21 protein-coding genes are annotated in these 25,306 nt (G+C 52.8%); 19 read left to right on the top strand and 2 right to left on the bottom strand.

Annotated elements, in window-relative coordinates; all coding sequences use genetic code 11:
• Window positions 1-152: 152 nt before the first annotated feature.
• The gene (locus tag L1278_RS11770) at window positions 153-1,250 is read right to left on the bottom strand and encodes a hypothetical protein (RefSeq protein WP_253404389.1); all 1,098 of its coding nucleotides are present in this window, start codon (window positions 1,248-1,250) and stop codon (window positions 153-155) included.
• Between the two features lie 193 nt (window positions 1,251-1,443).
• Between L1278_RS11770 and L1278_RS11765 the strand changes: the two genes are divergently transcribed.
• The 5 genes from L1278_RS11765 (at window position 1,444) to L1278_RS11745 (ending at window position 6,203) form a co-directional block, all read left to right on the top strand.
• The gene (locus L1278_RS11765; RefSeq protein WP_253404387.1) at window positions 1,444-1,965 is read left to right on the top strand and encodes a DUF2911 domain-containing protein; all 522 of its coding nucleotides are present in this window, start codon (window positions 1,444-1,446) and stop codon (window positions 1,963-1,965) included.
• A gap of 72 nt (window positions 1,966-2,037) precedes the next feature.
• Complete coding sequence (locus L1278_RS11760; RefSeq protein WP_253404385.1) at window positions 2,038-2,889, top strand: membrane or secreted protein; 852 nt, start codon at window positions 2,038-2,040, stop codon at window positions 2,887-2,889.
• Window positions 2,890-2,966: 77 nt separating this feature from the next.
• The gene (locus tag L1278_RS11755) at window positions 2,967-3,824 is read left to right on the top strand and encodes a restriction endonuclease (protein ID WP_253404383.1); all 858 of its coding nucleotides are present in this window, start codon (window positions 2,967-2,969) and stop codon (window positions 3,822-3,824) included.
• Complete coding sequence (locus L1278_RS11750) at window positions 3,817-5,328, top strand: thymidine phosphorylase family protein (protein ID WP_253404374.1); 1,512 nt, start codon at window positions 3,817-3,819, stop codon at window positions 5,326-5,328. The genes L1278_RS11755 and L1278_RS11750 overlap by 8 nt, the downstream gene beginning before the upstream one ends.
• On the top strand, window positions 5,325-6,203 hold the full coding sequence (locus L1278_RS11745; RefSeq protein ID WP_253404372.1) for a ribose-phosphate pyrophosphokinase: 879 nt from the start codon (window positions 5,325-5,327) through the stop codon (window positions 6,201-6,203). The genes L1278_RS11750 and L1278_RS11745 overlap by 4 nt, the downstream gene beginning before the upstream one ends.
• Here the strand turns inward: L1278_RS11745 and ppsA are convergent.
• The gene (gene ppsA, locus L1278_RS11740; RefSeq protein WP_253404370.1) at window positions 6,200-8,608 is read right to left on the bottom strand and encodes a phosphoenolpyruvate synthase; all 2,409 of its coding nucleotides are present in this window, start codon (window positions 8,606-8,608) and stop codon (window positions 6,200-6,202) included. The two genes, L1278_RS11745 and ppsA, sit on opposite strands and share 4 nt — an antisense overlap.
• 316 nt (window positions 8,609-8,924) lie before the next feature.
• Here ppsA and L1278_RS11735 point away from each other — a divergent pair, with 316 nt between their 5' ends.
• The 14 genes from L1278_RS11735 to L1278_RS11670 all read left to right on the top strand — a co-directional run bounded on the left by L1278_RS11735 (window position 8,925) and on the right by L1278_RS11670 (window position 25,095).
• Complete coding sequence (locus L1278_RS11735) at window positions 8,925-9,362, top strand: CBS domain-containing protein (protein ID WP_253404368.1); 438 nt, start codon at window positions 8,925-8,927, stop codon at window positions 9,360-9,362.
• Between the two features lie 31 nt (window positions 9,363-9,393).
• Complete coding sequence (locus tag L1278_RS11730) at window positions 9,394-9,828, top strand: NADH-quinone oxidoreductase subunit A (RefSeq protein WP_253404366.1); 435 nt, start codon at window positions 9,394-9,396, stop codon at window positions 9,826-9,828.
• Between the two features lie 113 nt (window positions 9,829-9,941).
• On the top strand, window positions 9,942-10,580 hold the full coding sequence (locus L1278_RS11725) for an NADH-quinone oxidoreductase subunit B (protein WP_256488590.1): 639 nt from the start codon (window positions 9,942-9,944) through the stop codon (window positions 10,578-10,580).
• Between the two features lie 535 nt (window positions 10,581-11,115).
• On the top strand, window positions 11,116-12,864 hold the full coding sequence (gene nuoC, locus L1278_RS11720; RefSeq protein WP_253404364.1) for an NADH-quinone oxidoreductase subunit C/D: 1,749 nt from the start codon (window positions 11,116-11,118) through the stop codon (window positions 12,862-12,864).
• Between the two features lie 240 nt (window positions 12,865-13,104).
• Window positions 13,105-13,569 carry an NADH-quinone oxidoreductase subunit NuoE gene (gene nuoE, locus L1278_RS11715; RefSeq protein ID WP_253404362.1) on the top strand — a complete coding sequence of 155 codons (465 nt, stop codon included), beginning with the start codon at window positions 13,105-13,107 and terminating at the stop codon, window positions 13,567-13,569.
• 19 nt (window positions 13,570-13,588) lie between these two features.
• Window positions 13,589-14,890: an NADH-quinone oxidoreductase subunit NuoF gene (gene nuoF, locus L1278_RS11710; protein WP_253404360.1), complete on the top strand. Its 1,302-nt coding sequence runs from the start codon at window positions 13,589-13,591 to the stop codon at window positions 14,888-14,890.
• Window positions 14,872-17,607: an NADH-quinone oxidoreductase subunit NuoG gene (gene nuoG / locus L1278_RS11705; protein ID WP_253404358.1), complete on the top strand. Its 2,736-nt coding sequence runs from the start codon at window positions 14,872-14,874 to the stop codon at window positions 17,605-17,607. Before nuoF ends, nuoG begins: the two co-directional genes overlap by 19 nt.
• On the top strand, window positions 17,577-18,548 hold the full coding sequence (gene nuoH / locus L1278_RS11700; protein WP_253404356.1) for an NADH-quinone oxidoreductase subunit NuoH: 972 nt from the start codon (window positions 17,577-17,579) through the stop codon (window positions 18,546-18,548). The genes nuoG and nuoH overlap by 31 nt, the downstream gene beginning before the upstream one ends.
• Window positions 18,549-18,770: 222 nt before the next feature.
• Window positions 18,771-19,286, top strand: a complete 516-nt coding sequence (gene nuoI / locus L1278_RS11695; RefSeq protein ID WP_026236257.1) for an NADH-quinone oxidoreductase subunit NuoI — start codon at window positions 18,771-18,773, stop codon at window positions 19,284-19,286.
• A 3-nt stretch (window positions 19,287-19,289) separates the two neighbouring features.
• Window positions 19,290-19,847 carry an NADH-quinone oxidoreductase subunit J gene (nuoJ, locus tag L1278_RS11690; RefSeq protein ID WP_253404354.1) on the top strand — a complete coding sequence of 186 codons (558 nt, stop codon included), beginning with the start codon at window positions 19,290-19,292 and terminating at the stop codon, window positions 19,845-19,847.
• Window positions 19,844-20,152: an NADH-quinone oxidoreductase subunit NuoK gene (gene nuoK / locus L1278_RS11685; protein WP_371927350.1), complete on the top strand. Its 309-nt coding sequence runs from the start codon at window positions 19,844-19,846 to the stop codon at window positions 20,150-20,152. The genes nuoJ and nuoK overlap by 4 nt, the downstream gene beginning before the upstream one ends.
• A 4-nt stretch (window positions 20,153-20,156) precedes the next feature.
• Window positions 20,157-22,043, top strand: a complete 1,887-nt coding sequence (nuoL, locus tag L1278_RS11680; protein ID WP_253404352.1) for an NADH-quinone oxidoreductase subunit L — start codon at window positions 20,157-20,159, stop codon at window positions 22,041-22,043.
• A complete protein-coding gene (gene nuoM / locus L1278_RS11675; protein ID WP_253404350.1) occupies window positions 22,040-23,644 on the top strand; it encodes an NADH-quinone oxidoreductase subunit M in 1,605 nt (534 codons plus the stop codon). The genes nuoL and nuoM overlap by 4 nt, the downstream gene beginning before the upstream one ends.
• Window positions 23,641-25,095, top strand: a complete 1,455-nt coding sequence (locus L1278_RS11670) for an NADH-quinone oxidoreductase subunit N (RefSeq protein ID WP_253404348.1) — start codon at window positions 23,641-23,643, stop codon at window positions 25,093-25,095. The genes nuoM and L1278_RS11670 overlap by 4 nt, the downstream gene beginning before the upstream one ends.
• The last annotated feature ends 211 nt before the right edge of the window (window positions 25,096-25,306 follow it).

Here is a 25,306-nt window from a genome sequence, read left to right as displayed (position 1 = left end):
AGGTAAAAAGAAGGCCTGCCAGCAAAATCTGGCAGGCCTTCTTTTTACTTAGTACCCACATCTGTATACCTAGGTATAACTTAAGTTAGAAGCAAAATTCAAAGTACAACCAAATATAAACTCCTCAACTCTCGAACTCTCCAACCCTAAACTCATTTCACTCCTATACCATTAAGCTCTTGCTCCAGTCGCTTGTTCCAGTTGTCCTGGGCGGTTTTGTCAAGGCTGTGGCGGGTTTCGGCGTCGTACTGCTCCTGCAACTGGTTCATTTCTCGGAAAGACTCGATGAAGTGGTACTGGATATTGCTGTTGTAATCTGAAAGCGAGAGTTCTTCGGGTTTTATTTTCTGCTTGAAGCGTTCCGACACCAGTTTGACGATATCAAAATGACGCTGCTCGTGGTTGAGCCCATAGGGATCCTGCGCATTTTCCTTTACCCAGGAGGAGCTTTTGAGCACGTATACCTTCATGTTCAGATTCAGGTGAATAATTCCATCGCGTATCTCCGTCTCGCCCTCGTAGGCAAAACTTGGAAAAACGGTAGCAGAAAAGCGGCTCGTTTTGTTGACATCCGCCTGAAAGTCATTCCAGTTGAGCGGCCGGTTCGAGTCGTAGAAAACAGTGTCCTGATCGGCTGAGCCAACGTAATCTTTGAAACTCACCTTTATACCTTTGGCCAGCCTGGGATTGGTATTGGCTTCGCGGTCCATCCAAGTGTTGAGGTAGCGCAAAGCTTCCACAATCGACTGGCGCATGGCGGGCGCTGTCACTTCGTTTCGGGTCACTGACCGCTCGTAGCGTCCACCACCCTTATACTGCAGCAGTGGCACCGTCTCCCCTTCCCGCTCCATTTCAAAGGACATGATCACTGAAATGTTGCCGGCTACCCGACCACTCGCCGTAGGTGCTTCCTTTACCTGCAGTTCCTTCAACCGGATGATGATGGGCCGTAGTGATTTGTCTGCAGGCAGGCTTTTTTGGATAAAAGTACGAAGCGCCACCTGGGCACCTCCTTGCAGATCGACAGCCTGTGACTTACCCGCCCCGCTTACCGGCAGCAGGTAGGCAACCGCTTTGCGGTCGCTGCGGTCATCTACGATATCAGCTATGTAAAACTCGCGGGGCGTAAACGGCAGCTTCTCGACTCGCAGTACGATAGGCTCCGCATTACTGCCTATACCTGTTGCCTTTGCGTAAAATATTACCAGAAACAGCAACCCAGCCATGCTGGTATAAAGTTTTTTGGACATAAAATGCATGATCAGAATATGAGCTTTTTTCTGAGGCTATACCTGTAACAGAAGCCCGGGCAGGTTTCGTTCAGTCAGTTTGAAGGAGCTTTACCGCATAAAATCAGCTGCAGTATTAAACTATTTTTTTGCAATCCAGTCTATACTTTTGACTATCTTAGCCTAACCATTCAGGTATTTCTTTTATCGCTTTATGAAAACTTCCTTTTATTTACGTCACATACTCTTATTCATCCTGGTGCTGGCTCCCTTGCTGACCATGGCGCAAAACGGCAACAGGAATAACCGTCCGAGCCCGCCAGCTACCGCCTCCGGCAAGATCGGCGATGCCCTGGTAACCATCGAATACAGCAGTCCGGCGGTCAAAAACCGTAATATTTGGGGCGAACTGGTACCTTACGGCAAAGTTTGGCGCGCCGGTGCCAACGAGGCCACCACGATCGAGTTCAGTCAGGATGTGCAGATCGAAGGCCGACACCTGGCCAAAGGCAAGTACAGCCTCTATACCATACCGAACGAGAACAGCTGGACAGTCATTTTCAACAAAGCCACCGGACAGTGGGGCACGGAGTACGATGAGCGGCAGGACGCACTGCGGGTAACGGTAAAGCCCCGCAAAGCCGCTAAGATGCACGAGCGACTGGCCTATGTGGTCGCTAAAAATGGCATCCTGATGCGCTGGGAAAACCTGGAGTTGCCTGTTAAGATAAAGTAACCACCATTTGAAAGCCGCCTATACCTGGTATAGCGCGGTTTTTTTATGTCAAACCCATAACCTCAAGCATCGATGATAAAACTACTGAAAAACACAACTGTTGCCGGACTCTCCTATTTGTTCCTGATGGGCTGCGCCGGCTCTGCCAACTCGGGAGACCAGATAGTGTCATCGGGCAGTAGCTCTGTTCCAAAAGGAGCCGCCGCCAGCTCCGCTGCCACCAATACAGCTACAGCATCAACTGAAGCCACTCAAGCTGTGCGGCAGGCTACGGAACTGGAAGGTGCCTGGCGAACAACTGACGGCCAAGGCAATGAAGTGGTGATGATCGTGCAGGACGGCTTCATGACGTTTGCCCGTTTCAACCAGCAAAACAAGCAGTTTCTGGGCACAACCGGGGGCACCTATACCTTATCCAACGGTACGTTTGAGCTCAACTATGAATTCAACACCATAGATTCTACCCAGGTAGGTACAAGTACTTCGGCGAACTATAAACTCGAAAAGGACCAGTGGACTTTAAGCAGGGACGGTTCGACAGATACCTGGAACCGCATCAACGAAAGCAACAGCAACTCCCCGCTGGCGGGCACCTGGCGCATTACGGGGCGCGAGCGTGACGGGCAGATGAATACCATGCGCCCCGGTCCGCGCAAGACGCTGAAAGTACTCTCGGGCACCCGCTTCCAGTGGATCGCCTTCAATTCCGAAACAGGACAGTTCTCGGGTACGGGCGGAGGCACCTATACCGCCGAAAACGGCAAGTATACCGAAAACATCGAGTTCTTTTCGCGCGACAGCAGCCGGGTGGGCATGTCACTCAGCTTTAATTATGAAGTAAAAAACGGCAACTGGCACCACTCCGGCCAGAGCAGCACGGGTGCGCCGGTGAACGAGATCTGGTCCCGCATTTCGAAAGATTAATTTCCTGCAGGTATGGTGGGTATAAATTGGATATCTGCCAGGCTTTCCTGAAATTGATTCCTAAACAAGCACCCACCATGAAGGACACACTAGACCATCTGGTCGTGACAAAAGCTTCAGGCGAGAAAGTACTTTTCTCTGTAGGCAAGCTCCGGCTCTCGCTCCTCAAGTCCGGGGCCGATGAGGAACAGGCCGATGAGGTGCTCCGCCAACTGGTGCCCGAACTCACACCCGGCATCTCCACCAAAAAGATCTACCGAAAGGCCTTTGCCATCCTCAAGCAGATTTCCAGCACGGCTGCTGCCCGCTACAGTTTAAAGCAGGGCATCATGCAACTGGGTCCTTCCGGCTTCCCTTTCGAGAAGTTTGTCGCCGAGATCCTGCGCGCGCAGGGTTACCTGACAGAGATCGGCGTTTTCATAGACGGCCACTGCGTGCGCCACGAAATAGATGTGCTGGCGGTGAAGGATGGCAAGCGGGTGATGATCGAATGTAAATACCATAACCTGAAGCGCAACAAGTCTGATGTAAAAATTCCGATGTATATCCATTCCCGCTTCAAAGACGTGGAAAAGGTATGGCCATCTGAAAATGAGTTTGAAATTCGCTTTCATGAGGTTTGGGTGATGACGAACACCCGCTTCACCGAAGATGCCATCCGCTTTGCCTCCTGCATGCAAATGAAGCTGGTCGGCTGGGATTATCCGCACAAAGGGGGCCTCAAAGACATTGTGGACTCGTACCGACTATACCCGCTTACCACCTTGACTACGCTTACCAAAGCGGAAAAACAACGACTACTGGACCAAAAAATCGTGCTGTGCAGTGAGCTGTTGCACCACGAGGAGCTCCTGCACCGGGCTGGTTTGAACGAGGAACGGGCCACACGTGTGATGAAAGAAGTAGAGGACCTTTGCAACGGACGCTATGCCTGACAACAACTCCAACATACTGCGCCTGCGCCGCCTCGGCATCGACACGCATACCGAAAACATCGTCTTCATGCGGGCCGACTGTCAGGTATGCCGGTCCGAAGGCTTCACGGCCAATACGCGGGTATCGGTGAACCATGGTTCGCGCCATATCATCGCGACACTCAATGTCATCACTTCTGACATCATACATCCCGGTGAAGCCGTGCTTTCTGAAGAGGGATTTCGGCACCTGCATGCACAGGAAGGAGATCTGATCACTGTCACCCATTTACGGCCTATTCTTTCGTTCAGCGAGGTGCGGGCGAAGATGTTCGGGCGAAAGTTCAACGAAGAGGCCATTCAGCGGATCATCGCAGACATCACGCAGGGCCTATACTCTAAAATAGAGATCGCTGCTTTTGTAACCGTCTGCTCCGGCGACAACCTGGGGCTCGATGAAGTGATCTACCTCACCCGCGCCATGATCGAATCCGGTTCACGCCTGCAGTGGAAGGAAAAAATGGTCGTAGACAAGCATTGTGTAGGCGGACTGCCGGGCAACCGCACCACCCCGATCGTGGTACCCATCCTGGCCGCCGCTGGCTTGACTATACCCAAAACCTCGTCCAGAGCCATCACCTCCCCTGCCGGCACAGCCGACGTCATCGAAACCATGACACCGGTTGACCTGACGCTGGAACAGATAAAGGAGGTCGTAAAGAAAGAAGGCGGCTGCATGGCCTGGGGCGGCGCTGTTAAACTGAGTCCAGTAGATGACATTATCATTTCAGTAGAAAAAGCCCTGGACGTGGACAGTGCCGGGCAAATGATCGCCTCCGTCCTGTCCAAGAAAGCCGCCGCAGGTTCTACACATACTGTCATCGACATTCCGGTGGGCCAGACAGCCAAGGTACGGTCCAAGGAAGAGGCCTTTCTGCTGGAATACTACTTCCGGGCAGTAGGACTGGCAATCGGGATGGAAGTGAAAGTGCTGATCACGGACGGATCCCAGCCCGTGGGCCGCGGTATAGGCCCTGCCCTGGAGGCAATGGATGTATTGTCGGTACTGCGTAACGAAGCAGACGCCCCCACGGACCTGCGTGATCGGGCAGTACAACTGGCTGGTTTGTCGCTCGAGGTAGCTGGTCTGGTACCCAAAGGAGGCGGTTTTGAAAAGGCAATGGGAATCCTGCAAAGCGGCGTGGCCCTTGAAAAATTCTACAGCATCTGCGCTGCTCAGGGAGGTTTCCGGGAGCCTGTGGCCGCACCTTTACAGCACGACGTAATGGCCATGTCAAGTGGCGTGGTGCGCAACATCGACAACCGGAAGCTGGCCAAAGTCGCTAAGCTGGCGGGTGCTCCAAAATCTCCGGGCGCAGGTATACGTTTTCAGGCTCCGCTCGGCAGGTATGTAAAAAAAGGAGAGCCGCTGTTTACGATCTTTTCCGAGTCGCAGGGCGAGTTGAGCTACGCCCTTAATTACCTGCATAGCTCAGGCCATATTGTAGAACTGGTTAGCCCATGAAAACCCTCGTATTTGCCCTGTCCGGAAACGAAGCCCTTGCTGCAGCATTAGCAGTGCACTTACAGGCTGAGATTGGAGAAGCCGTTATACGTCGTTTCCCGGATGGCGAGAGCTACGTACGCATTCTATCGGATGTGCAGGACCGGAAGGTCATTTTGGTTTGCACACTGCACCAGCCGGACCAAAAGCTGCTACCCCTTTACTTCATGGCTAACACCGCGAAAGAACTAGGAGCAGCCGAAGTAAGCCTGGTAGCCCCCTACCTGGCCTACATGCGGCAGGACAAGCAGTTCTATCCCGGCGAGGGTGTCACCTCCCGCTATTTTGCAGACCTGCTTTCGGGCACCGTAGACAGGCTCTACACCATTGACCCGCACCTGCACCGCTTCCACGACATGCACGAGCTATACGCTATACCTGCACAGGCGCTGCATGCCGCCCCAATTGTTGCTTCCTGGGTGAAAGCTCACATTAACAAGCCAATTTTGATCGGTCCGGATGAAGAGAGCCTGCAGTGGGTGAGTGAAGTGGCCGGACTAGCAGAGGCGCCTTACCTGGTGCTGAACAAAACCCGACTCGGCGACCGTGAAGTGCAGGTGACCCAACCCGAAATGGCCAATTACCAGCAGCATACGCCTGTGCTGGTAGACGACATCATCTCCACGGCCAGTACCATGATCGAAACCGTGCAGCACCTGAAAAAACTCACGCCACAGGCACCCGTTTGCATTGGTGTACACGCAGTTTTTGCCGAGGGAGCCTATGAGGCCCTGCTTCAGGCCGGAGCTGCCCAGGTTATCACCTGCAACACAATTCCGCACGTCTCCAATGGCATACAGGTTGACGCTTTATTAGCAGAGGCAATCCAGGCTTAAGACCTCCCTTTTTTCTGCTCCGCCGCCAGCATGTTTTCCAGTCCTTTGAAAAAAGCATCCGGATTAAAGGAAATGCTATCGATGCCATGCTCTACCAGGAAGGCAGCATAGGCGGGGTAGTCACTCGGGGCCTGGCCACAGAGTCCGACTTTGGTGCCCTTTTTCTTGGCTTTATGTAGGGTCATCACAATGAGTTGCTGCACCGCCTGGTCAAAGGGTGAAAAGATATCGCTGAGCAAGCCTGAGTCGCGGTCGGCCCCCAGGGTGAGCTGTGTGAGGTCGTTGGAGCCGATGGAAAAGCCGTCAAAGTGCGCGGCAAACTCCTCGGCCAGTAAGGCATTGCTTGGGATCTCCACCATCACGTATACCTCCAGGCCGTTCTCCCCGCGCTTTAACCCATGGTCTGCCATCAGCCTGATCACCTTCTCTCCTTCCTGCACGGTGCGGCAAAAAGGGATCATCAGTTTCACATTCGTCAGGCCCATCTCTTCCCTAACTTTTTTCATGGCCCGGCATTCCAGTTCAAAGCCTTCCTGATAGAGCTTGTGATAATAACGCGAGGCCCCACGCAATCCGATCATCGGGTTGGCCTCGTCCGGCTCAAACTGCCGGCCCCCCACCAGATTGGCATACTCGTTCGACTTGAAGTCGCTCATCCGCACAATCACGACTTTGGGGTAGAATGCCGCTGCAATAACCGCTGTCGCCTCGGCCAGTTTGTTAACAAAATAGTCTGCCTTGTTTGGGTAATGGTGCGTGAGCTGTTCAATCTTTTCACGGGCCTCTATATTCTCCACCTGCTCGAAATGGATGAGCGCCATGGGGTGAATCTGGATGGAGTTGGTAATGATGAACTCCATGCGCATCAGCCCAACACCATCATTCGGCAGAAAAGAATACTTAAAGGCTTGTTCCGGATCACCGAGAATGAGCATGGCTTTGGTGTGGGGTTTACCGAGCTTGCTCATATCGGTCTTTTTCTCGTTCCACGCGAGTTTACCTTCATACACATAACCCGTCTCCCCTCCCGCCGTCGACACAGTAACCTCCTGCCCGTCCTGTATGGTTCTGGTAGCATCGCTGGTACCCAGTACAGCTACGGCACCTACCTCCCGTGCCACAATGGCGGCATGACTGGTGCGACCGCCTTGATCGGTAATGATGGCACTGGCTTTTTTTAGAATGGGGTCCCAGTCCGGGTCGGTTTTGCGGGTAACCAGCACCTCCCCTGCTTGCAGCCTGTTGCTCTCATCTGGGGTCTGCAACACGCGGGCTATACCTGACACAATGCGGTTGCTTAGCCCTATACCTGAGCAGAGCACTTTTCCCGTTTCCTGCAAGGTATATTCTGTGAAAAAAGCCTGGTTCTTATGCTGGCTCTGGACTGTTTCTGGACGAGCCTGCACAATAAATAGGTCGCCAGAGTTGCCGTCTTTGGCCCACTCAATGTCCATGGGCTGCTGGTAGTGTTCCTCGATGCGCTTGCCCCATTTCGCCAGCTGCACCACCTCTTCGTCTGCCAACACATATTGTTCCTGCTGTTCCGCGGGAGTGTCAAGATTGACGATAGCGTCTGTTGGACTTTGCAAATCATCTCCCGGCCTTTCGGCATACACCATGGTCTTTGCCTTGCTCCCAAGCTTGCGCGATATGATCGGCTGCCTTGCTTTGTCAATCATGGGCTTGAATACGACAAACTCGTCGGTATTCACAGCGCCCTGTACCACGTTCTCACCAAGGCCCCAGGAGCCCGAAATCACGACCACATTCTCAAATCCCGTATCCGGATCGAGCGTGAACATCACCCCGGAGCACGCTTTATCTGACCGCACCATGGTCTGTATACCTACCGAGAGTGCCACCTGCATGTGCTCAAACCCATTGTCTACCCGATACTTGATGGCCCGGTCCGTAAACAGTGAGGCATAACTGTGGTGACAGGCGTTGAAAAGATTCTGGAGTCCGCTCACATTCAGGTAGGTTTCGAGCTGACCGGCAAAGCTGGCAGTGGGCAGGTCTTCGGCAGTGGCACTGCTGCGCACGGCCAGCGAAATATGTTGGCCATACGCTGATTTCAAATAGGTATAGCCTTTCTCAATTTCTGCCCGTATCTCATCCGGCAAGGGCGTACTCAGAATCCGTTCCCTTGCCTGTTTGCCCACTTCGGATAGGTTATGAAAATCGTTGGTGTCCAGCCTGGCTAGTACTTCCGTTAATTGTGCTTTCAGATTATGCTGCTCCAGAAACTGCCAGTAGGCGGCCGAAGTAGTTGCGTAGCCATCGGGCACGCGTATACCTTCCGGGTTGAGCTGGTTATACATCTCTCCAAGCGAGGCGTTCTTCCCACCCACTTTGCTGATGTCTTTGTAACTGATGTCTTTGAAGTGCTTGATGAACGGTTCCATGGCTGGCTACATATAAGCTGAGGTATAACTGGTCGAAGTGAGTTCTCAAATTCACACCTAATCTCATAACGAAGGTCTATTTACTTGGTTTTGAATTATATACAAATCAATCTTATATAAATACCAGTCCCTTTACTAGCTGTCCGCCACCTGTTTTAAGCCATAACATCAGTTCAAGGTAAGCTAGCTTTTACGACAAATCTCAAGGGTTATAATATTTTTAAGTACTATTTAAACAATTCTTTGTCCGGTTTTAAAACACTCTCGTATAACACCCTAACATTCAAGCATATATTACAAGAATACGGGAGGTATTATGGGAACTGTCAGGCACTTACTCCAGAAAAAGGGAAATAGGGTTATCTCCATTTCCCCCGATAGCACTGTTTACAGCGCACTCGAAAAAATGGTGGCTCAAAACGTGGGCGCACTCATTGTGATGGATCATGACAAATTTGCCGGGATATTCACCGAGCGTGACTATGCCCGTAAAGTTATCCTTAAGGGTAAGGCTTCGCGCGATACTTTGGTGCGCGAAATCATGAGTGAGCACCCCGTTGTGGTGACAACCGACACGACCATAGACCAGTGCATGGCACTGATGACTGAAAAGTACATCCGCCATCTGCCTGTTATGGAGAATCAACAACTCGTAGGTTTGGTGTCTATTGGTGACATCGTGAAATGCATGATTGACGAGCAAAAATGCATTATTGAAGACCTCGAGCAGTATATAACCGGGCACCACGAGTAGTAGCCCGGATATCATCGATTTAGGAGAAACCATGCAGGAAACAGCCGAAACAACAACGTTACTGTGGCCCCTGGCAGTGTATGGCGCCATTGTGCTTAGCCTGGTGCTACTTATACTGGGCCTTTCATACGTGCTGGGCCAGCGGGGAAACGCACGCGCCACCGGTGAGCCCTACGAGGGCGGCATTGTGAGCGCAGGCGGTGCCCGCATCCGCTTCTCCTCTCAGTTCTATATGGTCGCCATGATGTTCGTAATCTTCGACGTAGAGACCATCTTTATTTTCTCATGGGCCATTGCTTTCCCCGAACTGGGCTGGTATGGCTATTTCGGCGTGCTTGTCTTTATTGCAATGTTGGTGGTGGTGCTGGTATACGAGTGGCGTAACGGTGCTCTGGACTTCGGTCCGGATGGCAAGAAAATACTGGCCGCTTACAAACGATTGCTGCAGAAGCCAAGTCTTAATTGAGGCTTTAGACAGAAAACTAGTAGACAATTGAAAGACTTAAGATTATTTGACGAGAGGTATAATACTGTCAGATAATACTTAGGTCTGAAAGGTATAACGAAACACCCTACGCTATGAAATGGTGGTTAAGCAAACCCGAGGCGCCGGCCAATGCCCTGACAGGCACCAGTTCTTATGAAGAGACTGTGCAGCAAAGCATTATGCTTACCACGCTGCAGGACCTGATTGGCTGGGGTCGCAAAAATTCCATGTGGCCTTTTCACTTTGGTCTCTCCTGCTGTTTTGTGGAAATGGCCACCAGCATGACGCCTAAATACGACTTGGCCCGTTTCGGAGCAGAAGTAATTCGGGGTACCCCCCGGGAGGCAGATGTGATGATTATCGCCGGCACAGTTTTCATCAAAATGGCCCCTATCATCAAACGTCTACACGAGCAAATGATGGAACCGAAATGGGTGATCTCGATGGGCTCATGCGCCAACTCCGGCGGCATGTACGACATCTACAGCGTAGTGCAGGGCGTGGACAAATTCCTGCCAGTAGATGTATACGTTCCCGGCTGCCCTCCCCGACCAGACGCCTTCATGGAAGGCCTGATGCTACTGGCCGACCGGGTAGGGAAAGAACGTCGCCCCTTAAGCTGGACCATCGGCGAACAAGGAGTTATCAGACCGGAAAAAATAGAAGTGAAAGCAGGCAAGAAAGAACGCTGGAGCCAGATGAATGAATTTAAGTCACCGGATGAGCTTTAGGGAGTTTGAGAGTTTAGGTTTGTAGAGACAGGTCACGACCTGTCCGAATCGTGTACAGGTATGATTTGTCAGAATCAGGATTTCTAGGATTGTAAGATTGGCAGGATTCTCGAGCACGATTAACATCCCCCTGCCCCCTTCGAAGCGGGAATTCTGCCATTGCTGATTGATAGGTATAGGCGCTGTAGTAAAGTCAAAGTTATAAACCCCTGGCAGGTATAGCAAGACTAACTTGCCCCTTAGGCTATGCAACATATCACCTCAGCCAAGTGCACTTTACGGCGCTCCACTGTTTGAGCGTTCAGCGAGTTTGGAGCGTCTTGACTTTTTTGCTTACTGGGGGTAGGGGCCCTCTTTCTTTTCATCAAGGAAAAAAGTGAGGCCCGCCCGGCCAGGGCAAGCAATGAAACAAGTTAGCAACTATAAGCGACAGCAGTTGCTACGCTAGCAAGGTATAGACACAAATATAAACTTAGCATAAAAAGAAAGAGAGTACATGAGTTAAGCATTCATCAAATTTTAATGGCCTCCTCCCATGAACAACAACAGCGGCATACTGGAGCAACTCAAGTCGCGGTACGGCGAAGACACGTTCAAGTCGCAGACCACCAAGGATGACATCCTCACCCTTTGGCTTCCTGTGGACCATGTGCCGGAAGTGCTGAAATTCCTGAAGCACGACCTGCCGCAACCCTTCCTCCTTCTCTTCGACCTGACGGCCATTGACGAACGCACCCGCAAACCCGAGAACGGCCATATACCTTACAGCTTCACGCTCATCTATCACCTCTTCTCTTTTGAGCGCAATACCTTCATCAGACTCAAAGCTGGCCTCCGCGAAGACTTCCCAAAAGCACCAAGCATCAGCGGACTCTGGCAAAACGCCAACTGGTACGAGCGCGAGGTATACGACATGTTCGGCATTCGCTTCGAAGGGCACCCGCACCTTTCCCGCATCCTGATGCCCCGTACCTGGGTCGGCCACCCGCTCCGCAAAGAGCATCCGGCCCGTGCTACGGAGATGGGACCGTTTCAGCTATATGACGATAAGATAGACCTCGAGCAATCTGCCCTACAGTTTAAACCCGAAGAATGGGGACTGGCGAAGCAGAGTGATGATACGGATTTCATGTTCCTTAACATCGGTCCGCAACACCCGGGCACACACGGCGTGCTGCGCATCATTCTGCAGCTCGACGGCGAAGACATTGTGGACGCTATACCTGACATTGGTTTCCACCACCGCGGAGCAGAGAAAATGGGTGAGCGCCAGTCGTGGCATACCTACATACCTTATACCGACCGCGTGGATTACCTCGGCGGTGTAATGAACAATCTCGCCTACCTGCAGGCTGTGGAGAAACTGGCAGGCATCGAAGTGCCGGAGCGGGTGAAGTATATCCGGGTGATGCTGTGCGAACTCTTCCGCATTGCCAGTCATCTCGTTTGGTACGGCACTTTCGCGCAGGACGTAGGCCAGTTATCGCCGGTGTTCTACATGTTCACCGACCGCGAAAAAATCTTCGACATCATCGAGGGGATCTGCGGCGGCCGCATGCATCCGAACTGGTTCCGCATTGGCGGTGTGGCGCAGGACCTGCCCAAAGGCTGGGAGCAACTCGTGCAAAGCTTTATCGACTACTTCCCGAAACGACTCAAAGAATATGATGGGATGGTGATGAAGAACAGTCTCTTCAAAGCCCGCACGGTAGGTATAGGCATCTTCACCAAAGAAGAAGCCATTGAATGGGGCGTGACTGGGCCGAACCTGCGCGCCTGTGGTTTTGATTGGGACTTCCGCAAAATGCGCCCTTACTCCGGTTACGAGCTCTTCGACTTTGAAGTACCTACTGCCAGCAACGGCGACTGTTACGACCGTGCCGTGGTACGGGTAGCGGAAATGCGGCAAAGTCTGCGCATCATCGAGCAATGCGTGAAGAACATGCCGGCCGGACCTTACAAGTCAGAGCACCCCATCACCACGCCGCCTGTCAAGCAAAACACCATGCACGATATCGAGACACTAATCACGCACTTTTTGGGTGTGACCTGGGGGCCGGTGATACCTCCGGGAGAAGCCATGAGCTGCATCGAAGCGACCAAAGGAGCCAACGGATACTACTTGACCAGTGACGGGAACACTTCCCCTTACCGGGTCCGCATCCGCACTCCCTCCTTCCCGCACATGCAAATGCTCCCCTACATCACGAGAGGCTATACTGTAGCAGATTTACTGTCGATACTGGGTGCGATGGATTATGTGCTGGCGGATATTGATAGGTAATTTTTGATTGAGTGAATGAGTGACTGAGAATTATAAAAATATATTGACTGCCCTCGCTCGCGTCCCGCGAGTGTGAGCTATCAGGCGGACTCCGGCCGCTTTAGTTTGTACCTAGGGCACAAGTGGCGAGACGCAACTGGATAACGCACACTCGCGGGACGCGAGCGAGGGCAAGAGAAGCTAAGACAACAATTAGCAATCAACCATTTAATCATGTAGCAATTTAAACCATACATCCACATGTTGACGGTAGAAGAAAAACACAAAATCGACCACGAAATAAGCCTGGTGCCTTCGCCAAAGAATGCGTGTATTGAAGCGCTGAAAATCGTGCAGCAAAACCATGGGTGGGTATCGGACGAGAGCCTGCAGGATGTGGCGAACTATGTGGGGATGTCGCCGGCGGAGCTCGACAGTGTAGCCACCTTCTACAACCTGATTTTCCGCAGACCAGTGGGACGGCATGTGATTCTGGTGTGTGACAGTATCAGTTGCTGGGTGATGGGCTACGAAGGTATACGCGACAGTCTCAGCGAAAAACTGAACATCAAATACGGCCAGACCACCGAAGACGGCCGCTTCACCTTGCTACCCAATTGCTGCCTCGGTACCTGCGACCGGGCCCCTGCCCTTATGATTGACAACGATTTGTACCGTGACCTGACGGTGGAACAACTGGACGAGATTCTGGAAAAGTATACCTAAAACCCAAGCGGGCATACCTATGGAGAAGCCCCTGACCCAACACATTGTCCCCGGACGCGCACCGCTCTCACTCAAACAATACGAGCAAGTGGGCGGCTATCAGTCGGTGCGTAAAATCCTGAAAGAAATGGCTCCTGCCGATGTGCAGAATTTAGTTAAAGCTTCCGACCTGCGGGGTCGCGGTGGAGCGGGCTTCAACACCGGCCTCAAATGGAGTTTCGTACCAATGGGTTCCGAAGCGGCCAAGCCCAAATACCTTGTGGCCAACGCCGACGAGATGGAACCCGGCACTTTCAAGGACCGTGTGTTGCTGGAAGGCAATCCGCACCAGCTAATAGAGGGGATGATTGTCGCAGCATACGCCATCGACGCCAGCATTTCCTACATCTTCATGCGCTGGGCCTATAAGGTAGCAGCTCGGGAAATTATGAAGGCCATCGACGAAGCCTACGAAGCGGGCTATCTGGGGGAGAATATTCTGGGTTCAGGATTCAGTCTGGACATGCACCTGCACACCGGCGTGGGCAGATATATGTGCGGCGAAGAAACGGCTTTGCTCAATGCGCTCGAAGGCAAGCGGGCCAACCCACGCGCCAAGCCGCCTTTTCCGCAGGTAAGTGGTCTGTTTGGCAAACCTACTATCGTGAACAATGTGGAGACACTTTGCTGTCTGCCGCACATCATCAACAACGGCGCTGAGTGGTTCAAAGGCCTGAGCAAAACCGGAGATGCGGGTACCAAACTATACGGCATCAGCGGCCGCGTGAAAACGCCCGGTTGCTGGGAGTTACCGATGGGCACCACCATACGCGAACTGATTGAAGAGCACGGAGGCGGCATGCAGGACGGCTACCTCTTCAAGGGACTTTTGCCAGGCGGCGCTTCCACAGATTTTCTAGTCGAAGAGCACCTCGATTTGCCCATGGATTATACCGCCATTCAGGCAGCAGGCAGTCGCATGGGTACGGGCACCATGATTATCCTCGATGACCAGACCTGCCCGGTGGGTTTCGTGCACAACCTGCAGCATTTCTTTGCCCAGGAATCCTGTGGCTTTTGCACGCCCTGCCGCGAAGGACTGCCGTGGGTGGAGAAAATCCTGCAGGCAATCGATAAAGGCGAAGGCAAACCCGAACACCTCCTCACACTCGACTTTCATACCAAATACCTCGGCCCCGGCAACACGTTTTGTGCACTTGCCCCCGGCGCTATGGAACCCCTGCAGAGCGCTCTGAAATACTTCAGAGAAGATTTTGAAAGACACATTCACGAACACCACTGTCCCTGGAGCAAAGCGAAAGTATGGCAACCATCTATATAGACGACAAACCCTACGAAGTACCCACTGGCAAGAACCTGTTGGAAGCCTGCCTCACCCTCGGCAAGGACCTCCCCTACTTTTGCTGGCACCCGGCCATGGGCTCCATCGGTGCTTGTCGGCAGTGCGCCGTGAAGGTCTACAAGGACGAAAACGACACCAAGGGTAAGCTCTTTATGTCGTGTATGGAACAGGTGCGTGACGGCATGCGCATCTCCATCGCCGACATGGAAGCCAAGGAATTCCGCGCGCATGTGATTGGCTGGTTGATGACCAACCACCCGCACGACTGCGCTGTGTGCGACGAAGGTGGCTCCTGTCATTTGCAGGACATGACGGTGATGACCGGCCACAACTACCGCGCCTTCCGCTTCGACAAGCGTACCTATATCAACCAGTACCTCGGCCCGTTCATCAACCACGAAATGAACCGCTGCATACAGTGCTACCGCTGTGTGCGCTACTATAAAGATTATGCCGGCGGCAAGGACCTCGACGTATTCGCCGCACACAACCACTTGTATTTTGGTCGCCACCAAGACGGCGTGCTGGAGAGTGAGTTCAGTGGTAACTTGGTGGAAGTCTGCCCGACCGGCGTGTTCACCGACAAAACCCTTAAACAGCACTATACCCGCAAATGGGACCTCACCATGGCGCCGTCCGTTTGCCACCATTGCAGTCTCGGTTGCAACATCACGGCAGGCGAACGCTACGGCAGCTTGCGCAACATCACAAACAGGTATAACGGGGAAGTGAACGGCTACTTCCTCTGCGACCGCGGCCGCTTTGGCTACGAGCACGTGAACCATGTGGGCCGCATCCGAAAGCCACTGGTACGGGCAAAACTACCTGAAGCGACTGATAAATTAACTGCACTACAAGCTGCGGCTGCCGCTTTCAGAACCGGCAGCGTGATAGGTATAGGTTCACCACGAGCCTCACTGGAGTCGAACTTCATGCTGAAAACGCTGGTGGGAGAAGACAATTTTTACCAGGGAATTTCCGACACGGAGCACGATTTAGTTTGTCTGGCACTGAAGATTCTGAATGAAGGCGCCGCCCGTACTCCATCGTTGCGGGAAGTGGAGCAAGCCGATGCGGTGTTTATTTTGGGTGAAGACTTGATCAACACCGCTCCCATGCTGGCGCTGGCCGTACGGCAATCGGTGCGCAAGCAACCGGCCCTTGAGCATATTTCCAAAGCGAACATACCGGTATGGCAGGATGCGGCCGTTCGGGAACTGATGCAGGACGAAATGGGACCGCTCTTCATCGCCACCATCCACGACACCAAACTCGACGAAATCGCCACCCATACCTACCACGATTCTCCTGACGCCATTGCGCGACTGGGTTTTGCTGTGGCCAACTTTATACATGCTGATTTCCCGGAAGTGAAAGGGTTAAATGAAGACGAAATTCAGCTGGCACGCCAGATTGCTGACTCATTGATGGCGGCGAAAAAACCACTTGTTATTTCCGGAACGCACTGTGGCAGCGAGCGGGTATTGATGGCCACAGCAAACATCACCAATGCGCTGGCGGCAAAAGAAAAAGAAGCGGGCATTGTGCTCACTTTGCCGGAATGCAACAGCATGGGTCTAGCGATGCTGGGCGGTCATAAACTGGAGTCGGCTTTCGAAGCGATTCTGAATAATTATGCTGATACGGTCATCATTTTGGAGAACGACCTTTACCGACGCGCCAACGCCGGTATGGTGACCAACTTCCTGAAGACTGCCAAGAACGTGCTAGTGCTCGACCACCTGCACAACGCCACCACCGAAGAAGCCGACATCCTACTGGCAGCCGGTACTTTTGCCGAAGCCGATGGGACGTTGATTAACAACGAAGGCCGTGCGCAGCGCTTCTTCCAGGTATACCCGACCAGTGAAGACCTGCAGGAAAGCTGGCGCTGGCTCGGAGAGCTAGGCACCTTGCTGGCCCACGACCGCATCAGTCACTGGCACGGCTTCGACGACATCCTACAGGCCATGGTGAAAGAAATGCCGGAGTTTAAAGGTATAGATGCTGTTGCGCCGGGCACCGACTTCCGCATTGCTGGTCAGAAAATACCGCGGGCACCGCACCGTTTCAGCGGTCGCACCGCCATGCTCGCCAACATCAACGTGAACGAACCCAAGCCGCCTGTGGACCCGGACGCCCCGCTTTCCTATACCATGGAAGGCTATCGCGGACAACCACCTTCCTCCATCATTCCGTTTTTCTGGGCACCGGGCTGGAACTCGTCGCAGGCAACCAACAAGTACCAGCAGGAAGTGGGCGGACACCTCAAAGGCGGCGACCCGGGCTTGCGACTCATCAAACCGGATACGAGCCATACCGCTCCCTATACCCAGACGGTGCCGCAGAAGTTCCAGCCGCTGGAAGGCCACCTGTACATGCTGCCGCTCCACCACATTTTCGGTTCCGAAGAGCTCAGCATGCACTCCCCGCCGATTGTGGAGCGGGCGCCGGAGCCTTATGTATTGCTCAACGAAGAAGACGCCATCCAGATGAAACTGCAGAAAGGCCAGAGCCTGAGCTTCACCATCGAAGGGCAGGTATACCAACTGCCTGTGAAAATAAGTCCGATTATCCGCAGCGGCACCGCAGGTATGCCCGCCGGATTGCCGGGTATACCTTATGCCGAATTGCCTGCCTGGGCTACACTTAACCGAGAACTCAAATGGAAACAGCAACCCCAAACTACTTACTGATTATCGGTGGCGTGTTGTTCGTCATGCTCAACGTGGCGGCACTGCTTATCTGGGTAGAGCGACGCGGTCTGGCTCTGTTCCAGGACAGGTATGGACCCAACCGAGCAGGTCCCTTCGGCTTGCTGATTGTGGCGGCCGACTCCATCAAGCTGTTTTTCAAACAGGACTGGATTCCGCCCTTTGCTGACAAACCGGTTTTCATACTGGCTCCGGCCATTGTGGTGGTCACCGTGCTGATGTCGTTCGTAGTCATTCCCTTCGCGCCAGGCATTGTAGTGGCTGACCTCAACATCGGTTTGCTGTTCTTTCTGGCGATGTCGTCGATGGGTGCATATAGCATTATACTCGGTGGTTGGGCCTCCAACAATAAGTACAGTTTACTGGGTGCCATGCGCGGCGCGGCGCAGATGATTTCCTACGAAGTGTTCATGGGCCTGTCGCTTATGGGCGTGGTGCTGATGGCGGGCTCTTTCAACCTCAGCACCATTGTGGAAGCGCAGCGGGGTATGTGGTTCGTGGTGCCGCAAATCATCGGCTTCGTCATCTTCTTCATCGCAGGTATAGCCGAAACGCACCGCCTGCCCTTCGACGTGCCCGAAGCGGAAAGTGAACTCGTAGCCGGTTTCCACTCCGAGTACTCGGGCATGAAATTCGGCATGTTCTTCATCGGCGAATACATGGGTATCACCCTGATTTCCTGCATGATGGTGGTTTTATTTTTCGGCGGCTGGCTCGGCCCGGATTTCCTGCCACCGATCGTCTGGTTCATCCTGAAAACAGCTTTCTTCCTGATGATCTTCATCCTTCTGCGTGCCTCCATGCCGAGACCACGCTACGACCAGTTGATGGAGTATGGCTGGAAGTATCTGCTGCCGCTGACCTTGCTGAATCTGGTGGTGACGGCGGGGGTGTTGTTGTGGCTGAATGATGGATTTAGGTGATTGAGTGAATGAGTGATTTAGCGATTGAGTGAATATAATTATGTCATTTCGAATGAAATGATAAATCTGGAATAGTTCGGTAATCACATTGATCCAGATTTCTAGCTAAGCTCGAAATGACAACTCGCAAAACTGCTCTAACTGCTGTTTCGGATGCGAAATCCGAAATAGTGAACGGTCAAAGAACAATTAAAGAAAAATCAATAAACGAAAGGAGCAATTATGTTTAGTTTATTGCGCAGTATGTGGCTCACGTTTCTGCATGCGTTTCACAAGCGGGAAACCATTCAGTATCCGGAGCAAAAGGCCATTCTCCCGACCCGCTGGCGGGGCCGCATTGTCTTGTCGCGGGACCCGGACGGGGGCGAACGCTGCGTGGCCTGCAATCTCTGCGCTGCTGCCTGCCCCGTAGACTGCATCGCGCTGCAGGCCACCGAAGACCCGACCGGCCGACGCTATCCCGAGTTCTTCCGCATCAACTTTTCGCGCTGCATTTTCTGCGGTTTCTGCGAAGACGCCTGCCCGACTTATGCCATTCAGCTCATACCTGATTTTGAGATGGGCGAATACAACCGCCAAAACCTCGTCTACGAGAAAAAGGACCTCCTCATCAACGGACAAGGCAAGTACCACGGCTACAACTACTACAAGGTAGCGGGACTGGCCATCGGCGGAAAAGGCAAGGGCGAAGCCGAGAACGAAGCGCCTCCTGTAGACATCAAAAGCTTACTCCCCTAGCCTATGGAACTCACATTTTATATAGCCGCAGCCGTCGCCGTGCTAGCCACCATTATGGTCATCACGCGCTTCAACATGATTCATGCCCTGCTATACCTGGTGGTCTCTTTTCTGGCAGTGGCCGTGGTGTTCCTGACGATGGGCGCACCTTTCATGGCAGCCCTTGAAGTGATTGTTTATGCCGGGGCGATTGTGGTGCTCATCATATTCGTCATCATGATGCTCAGCCTTACCCGCGAAGATGTGGAACAGGAAAAAGCATGGCTCCAGCCCAAACTCTGGATGGGTCCTGCTCTGCTTTCCTTTGTCTTGCTGGCTGAGTTGGTATACCTGTTGGTCATCGCTGAAATGCCTGCCGCTCCTGCCGCTGGCAGTTATGTTGATGCACGGGCTGTCGGGTTGGCGCTGTACGGCCCCTATGTGCTGGGTGTGCAGCTATCGGGTATTCTCCTGATGGCAGGTATAGTGGGAGCCTACCACTTAGGTCGGCAAAAGAAGAAAATCATCCACCGCTTCCTGCAGCAACAGGAACCGCAAAAAGAAAGGAGCGCTGTCCTATGACGACTATACCAATGGAAACAGGTTTGTTGCTGGCAGGCGTGCTGTTCATGCTCGGGCTGATTAGTGTGATGATTCGCCGCAACATCATTTTCATGCTCATTTCCGTGGAGATTATGCTCAATGCCGCCGGGCTGGCTTTTATCGTGGCAGGTAGTCACTGGGCACAGCCGGACGGACAAATCATGTTCATCTTCATTCTCACAATGGCCGCCGCTGAAGTGTCGGTTGGTCTGGCTCTGATACTGCAGATTCATCACCAGCTGAAGACGCTCAACAGCGACGCAGCTAATTTTATGAAAGGATAAAACGATGGGAGAATTACTCTGGTTAATCCCCACCCTGCCCTTTGCCGGCGCCCTTTTGCTGGTACTCTTTGGCAACCGCATTTCCCGTGCGCTGGTCTCGGTCATCGGGGTCGGGAGCGTCGGCATTTCAGCCGCTGTTACACTGGTGTTGGGTATAGAATACCTCAGTTCGCGACCGGCTTTTATCCGGCAGGAAGTATGGCAGTGGTTTGATGTGGCGGGTTTCAGTCCCTCCATTGCTTTCCACCTCGACGCCCTTTCGATGGTCTTTATTTTCGTCATCACTTTCGTCGGTTTCCTGATTCACATTTACTCCACCGAGTACATGGCCGAAGACAAGGACTATGCAAGATTTTTTGCCTGCATGAACCTCTTTGTAGGCTCCATGCTCATGCTCGTGATGGCCGATAATTTACTCTTGCTATACCTGGGTTGGGAAGGCGTGGGTCTCTGCTCCTACCTGCTCATTGGCTTCTGGTACAAGGAGCCCGCCAACGGTTACGCCGCCCGAAAAGCCTTCATCATCACCCGTGTCGGTGACACGGCCATGGCCATTGGTTTGTTCATGCTCTTCCAGCATTTCGGCACGTTGCACATCCAGAGCATTTCCACGGAAGCGGCGCAGGTATGGAGCGTAGGCAATGAAACGGCCATGATTATCGCCCTGCTTCTACTGGGCGGTGCGGTCGGCAAGTCAGGTCAATTGCCTTTGCAGACCTGGCTACCTGATGCGATGGCGGGTCCGACGCCGGTGAGTGCGCTCATACACGCGGCGACCATGGTGACGGCCGGGGTATACCTGATTGCCCGCATGCACGTGATTTTTGCGGTATCGCCGGTGGCCATGACGGCAGTGGCGGTGATTGGAGCTGTTACCTTGCTCATCGCGGGATTTGCAGCACTCACACAGTACGACATAAAGCGGGTACTGGCCTACTCCACTATCAGTCAGGTGGGCTATATGTTTCTGGCTTTGGGTGTGGGTGCCTGGTCATCGGGTGTGTTCCACTTCATGATTCACGGCTTCTTCAAAGCGCTGCTTTTCCTCTGTGCAGGAGCAATTATACTGGCGATGCACCACGAACAGGACATGCGGAAGATGGGTGGCCTGAGCAAGAAACTGCCCGTCGTCTTCTATACCTTCTTGATTGGCGCAGCCTCGCTCGCGGCCTTCCCGCTGGTGTCGGCGGGCTTCTACAGCAAAGACCAGATCCTGTGGTTGCAGCTGGCAGGTGAGAACGGCAACATCTGGCTATACCTGGCCGGTTTACTGGGTGCTTTCATCACCTCCATCTATACCTTCCGGATGGTCTTCCTCACCTTCTTTGGCGAAGAAAAAACCCATGTCGGACATAAACCAACTATGGCCATTACAGTGCCACTGATTATCCTGGGTATCCTTTCTTTTGCTGGTGGTTTCATTGAGCTGCCGCACAACTTCGGGCACGTTGTGCTCTTCTCCGACTTCCTGGCACCTATCCTGCCTGCTGTCACAATGGTACCGAATTTTAGCCAGTACGAGTGGATGCTGCAGTTACTAGCGGCGGCAGTTTCGCTGGGTGGCATTTTCATTGCCTACCTTTTCTATTACAAAAAACCAGAGCTGGTTGAAAGCATCCACCGCTCTGAATTTGCCATGGCGGTTCACCGTTTCTGGCAATCCGGCTGGGGCTTCGACCAACTCTACGATGCGCTTTTTGTGCGGCCTTATGTATACCTGTCCAAGGTGAATAAAAACGACTTCATTGACTCCATCTATACCTTCATTGCCAACGCGACACAGAACTTTCACGAGCTCTTCTCCCGCACCCAAACCGGCGTGATGCGCAATTATGTGGCAGGCATTGTCGTCGGCGCGATTATGATTCTAACCATAAGTCTACTGCTATGATATTGGTCTGGCTGATTGTGATACTGATGGCTGGCGGCGTGCTGGCCTGGATTTCCGGAAAGGTTAACCGTGCTCTGCCCCGCTGGATAGCGCTGGGCTCGGTACTGGCTGTTTTCGGGATGACACTATACCAGTGGCTGAGCAACCCTATACCTGTTCTGGACTCGGCCTGGCTGATTCAGTTCAACCAGCCCTGGATTCCGCAGTGGGGCATTAGTTTTCGTCTGGCGCTGGATGGTTTGAGTCTCCTCATGCTGCTGCTCACTTTTTTCCTCGGCTTGCTATCGGTGCTCATTTCGTGGCGCGAGATTCAGACTAAGGTCGCTTTCTTTCACTTCAATCTGCTGTGGGTGCTGGCAGGTATAACCGGTGTGTTCCTCACCATGGACCTCTTCCTGTTTTACTTTTTCTGGGAAGTCATGCTTATCCCGATGTATTTTCTCATTGGCATCTGGGGACACGAAAACCGACGTTATGCCGCCTTCAAATTCTTCCTCTTCACACAGGCTTCTGGCTTGCTTATGCTGCTGGCTATCCTCGGACTTTACTTCATTCATGGCAACCAGACCGGCGTTTATACCTTCAACTATTTTGAATTGCTGAACACCACGCTGGCACCCGAAGCGGCACGCCTGCTGATGTTCGGATTCCTCGCTGCTTTCCTGGTGAAGTTGCCCGTCGTGCCTTTCCATTCCTGGCTACCCGATGCGCACTCACAGGCGCCAACCGCGGGCAGCGTGATTCTGGCGGGTTTATTACTCAAAACTGGAGCATATGGTTTACTGCGTTTCGTGCTGCCACTATTCCCGACGGCCACTGTGGAGTTCGCTCCATGGGCCATGCTTCTCGGTGTAATCGGCATTATCTACGGCGCGATGCTGGCCTTCTCACAAACGGACCTCAAAAGATTAGTGGCTTATACCAGCGTGAGCCACATGGGTTTTGTGATACTGGGTGTGTTCGCCTTCAACGAGTGGGCACTGCAGGGCGTCGTCATGCAGATGATTACACATGGTCTGAGCACCGGTGCGCTTTTCATCATAGCGGGCTTCCTATACGAACGACTCCATACCCGCGATATCCAGAAAATGGGCGGCTTCTGGACCATGGCTCCCAAGATGGGCGTCATTGCCCTTGTCTTTGTCATGGCCTCCCTCGGTCTACCCGGACTCGGTAACTTCATCGCCGAATTCCTGACGCTGGTTGGCTCCTGGCAAGCAAACAACTGGCTGACGGTTTTTGCGACCATCGGGCTGGTGATGGCCACCATTTATTCGCTGCGCATCATGCAGAAAATCTTCTTTGAAGGGTATAAACTGGAGGTATCACTTCCAGACCTGAATGCCCGCGAAATGCTGATTGCTATACCTATGGTCGTGATGATTCTCTGGCTCGGACTATACCCGCAGCCCTTCCTCGAAACCGCCCATCCAAGTATACAGGAGCAACTTCAGACTTATACCAAACCTACTTCTAAGCCAGAAGAACTCCCTCTAAAACCAGAAAATATGGCGCATATAGAAGAGTCCAAAACCGAGGCAAGCCCAGCTAAACTGGAGGAAGCGAAGCCATTTCCAAATCTTCAAATTAAAACACCATGACACTGACTGATTTCCAACACCTCATGCCGCTGCTTATCCTCACCTTTTCGGTGCTGGTATCCATGCTGGTGATTGCCGTGGGCCGCAACCACAAAATCATGTACGTGATTACGGCAATCTCTTTCCTGGCAGCCTTCGCCTCGTTGTATGAACTGCGAGATGTGGCGCGTTATACCATCGAGCCGCTGCTGGTGGTAGACGGGTTTGGTATGTTTTACATCGGGATGATGCTGCTCACGGCGCTGCTCATCAGCATGCTTTCCTATGCTTATTTCGAGCAACGGGAAGAGCGCAAGGAAGAGTTTTACATCCTGTTGCTGCTGGCAACCATTGGGGCCTGTGTCCTCGTCATCAGCAAACATTTCGCTTCGCTTTTCCTGGGCCTGGAAATACTGAGTGTGTCGCTTTATGCGCTTATCGCTTATCTGCGCAAAAGGGAGCGGTCCGACGAGGCAGGTATAAAATACCTCATTCTGGCCGCATTTTCCTCGGCTTTCCTGCTCTTCGGGATGGCGCTGGTTTATGCCAGCACCGGCACCATGGAATTTGCAGGTATAGCCACGGCTATTGCCGGTTTTACAGAACTGCCTCTTTTGCTACTGACCGGCTTCGGGATGATGATTGTAGGTATAGGTTTTAAGCTGAGTGTCGTGCCCTTCCATATGTGGGCGCCGGATGTATATGAAGGTGCTCCCGCTCCGGTCACGGCCTTTATTGCCACCGTTTCCAAAGGCGGTGTGCTGGGTGTGCTGATTCGCTTTTTCATGGAAGTGGACGGATTCCGCTACCCAACGCTTATGCTGATTTTCACAATTGTAGCCATTGCCTCCATGCTGGCCGGTAATCTGCTGGCCCTGCTGCAGCGCAACGTCAAGCGCATCCTCGCCTACTCCTCTATCGCACACCTGGGTTACCTATTGGTGGCCTTTCTGGCCGGCAACCAGATGGGCGTGCAGGCAGTGACCTTTTACCTGGTGGCTTATTTTATTACTACAGTCGGTGCTTTCGGCGTGATCGCCATGCTCTCGGACACGGAACGCGATGCGGAGCAACTGGAAGACTACCGCGCCCTGTTTTGGCAGCGCCCGTGGACAGCGGCGGTGTTCACGGCTATGCTGCTTTCGCTGGCAGGTATACCGCTCACGGCGGGGTTCGTGGGCAAATTCTACATCCTGGCGGCGGGCGTGAACACGCAACTCTGGCTGCTGGTGATCATGCTGGCGCTGAATAGTGTTATCGGTCTGTTCTACTACATCCGCATTGTAGCCGTCATGTTCCAGCAACCCGAAGCGGATACGGCCATTCAACCGCGGGGCCGTTTGCGCCCTTCCATCTACCTGGCTAGTGTAGGTACCCTCACTGTACTGGCTTTGCTACTGGTTTATATTGGCGTATACCCATCCGGCTTATTACAGATCATTCAGGGATTAATTGCAACTGCTGTGCCCTAGCTATTCGTCCAAAAGCTATTAGTAAAAGCTCTTCAAATGAAGGGCTTTTTGCTTTAGTGTCATCGAGTCAAATGACCGTTATTGTCTCTCTCTTAGCAGAAAACCTTGCCTAGATTCATCATTGAGTTCAAGCATCTGTTTGAACAATTGCACCAAGAGTTAGAGCAGCTTAACACGCTCAATATAATTAAAATTAATATTATCTTATTTA

This window comes from Pontibacter sp. HSC-36F09, from assembly GCF_024171605.1.
Classification (GTDB): domain Bacteria; phylum Bacteroidota; class Bacteroidia; order Cytophagales; family Hymenobacteraceae; genus Pontibacter.
Note: the sequence above shows the minus strand (reverse complement) of the source record. Positions and strands in the feature narration are given on the sequence as shown.

Excerpts from the sequence above, each read along its gene's own strand:
- L1278_RS11770 (WP_253404389.1), bottom strand. The coding sequence starts at position 1,250 with ATGTCCAAAAAACTTTATACCAGCATGGCTGGGTTGCTGTTTCTGGTA.
- L1278_RS11745 (WP_253404372.1), top strand. The coding sequence starts at position 5,325 with ATGAAAACCCTCGTATTTGCCCTGTCCGGAAACGAAGCCCTTGCTGCA.
- nuoF (WP_253404360.1), top strand. The coding sequence starts at position 13,589 with ATGGAGAAGCCCCTGACCCAACACATTGTCCCCGGACGCGCACCGCTC.
- L1278_RS11755 (WP_253404383.1), top strand. The coding sequence starts at position 2,967 with ATGAAGGACACACTAGACCATCTGGTCGTGACAAAAGCTTCAGGCGAG.
- nuoI (WP_026236257.1), top strand. The coding sequence starts at position 18,771 with ATGTTTAGTTTATTGCGCAGTATGTGGCTCACGTTTCTGCATGCGTTT.
- nuoJ (WP_253404354.1), top strand. The coding sequence starts at position 19,290 with ATGGAACTCACATTTTATATAGCCGCAGCCGTCGCCGTGCTAGCCACC.
- nuoM (WP_253404350.1), top strand. The coding sequence starts at position 22,040 with ATGATATTGGTCTGGCTGATTGTGATACTGATGGCTGGCGGCGTGCTG.
- nuoE (WP_253404362.1), top strand. The coding sequence starts at position 13,105 with ATGTTGACGGTAGAAGAAAAACACAAAATCGACCACGAAATAAGCCTG.
- ppsA (WP_253404370.1), bottom strand. The coding sequence starts at position 8,608 with ATGGAACCGTTCATCAAGCACTTCAAAGACATCAGTTACAAAGACATC.
- L1278_RS11760 (WP_253404385.1), top strand. The coding sequence starts at position 2,038 with ATGATAAAACTACTGAAAAACACAACTGTTGCCGGACTCTCCTATTTG.
- L1278_RS11670 (WP_253404348.1), top strand. The coding sequence starts at position 23,641 with ATGACACTGACTGATTTCCAACACCTCATGCCGCTGCTTATCCTCACC.
- L1278_RS11725 (WP_256488590.1), top strand. The coding sequence starts at position 9,942 with ATGAAATGGTGGTTAAGCAAACCCGAGGCGCCGGCCAATGCCCTGACA.
- L1278_RS11750 (WP_253404374.1), top strand. The coding sequence starts at position 3,817 with ATGCCTGACAACAACTCCAACATACTGCGCCTGCGCCGCCTCGGCATC.
- L1278_RS11765 (WP_253404387.1), top strand. The coding sequence starts at position 1,444 with ATGAAAACTTCCTTTTATTTACGTCACATACTCTTATTCATCCTGGTG.
- nuoC (WP_253404364.1), top strand. The coding sequence starts at position 11,116 with ATGAACAACAACAGCGGCATACTGGAGCAACTCAAGTCGCGGTACGGC.
- nuoG (WP_253404358.1), top strand. The coding sequence starts at position 14,872 with ATGGCAACCATCTATATAGACGACAAACCCTACGAAGTACCCACTGGC.
- L1278_RS11730 (WP_253404366.1), top strand. The coding sequence starts at position 9,394 with ATGCAGGAAACAGCCGAAACAACAACGTTACTGTGGCCCCTGGCAGTG.
- nuoH (WP_253404356.1), top strand. The coding sequence starts at position 17,577 with ATGGAAACAGCAACCCCAAACTACTTACTGATTATCGGTGGCGTGTTG.
- L1278_RS11735 (WP_253404368.1), top strand. The coding sequence starts at position 8,925 with ATGGGAACTGTCAGGCACTTACTCCAGAAAAAGGGAAATAGGGTTATC.
- nuoL (WP_253404352.1), top strand. The coding sequence starts at position 20,157 with ATGGGAGAATTACTCTGGTTAATCCCCACCCTGCCCTTTGCCGGCGCC.
- nuoK (WP_371927350.1), top strand. The coding sequence starts at position 19,844 with ATGACGACTATACCAATGGAAACAGGTTTGTTGCTGGCAGGCGTGCTG.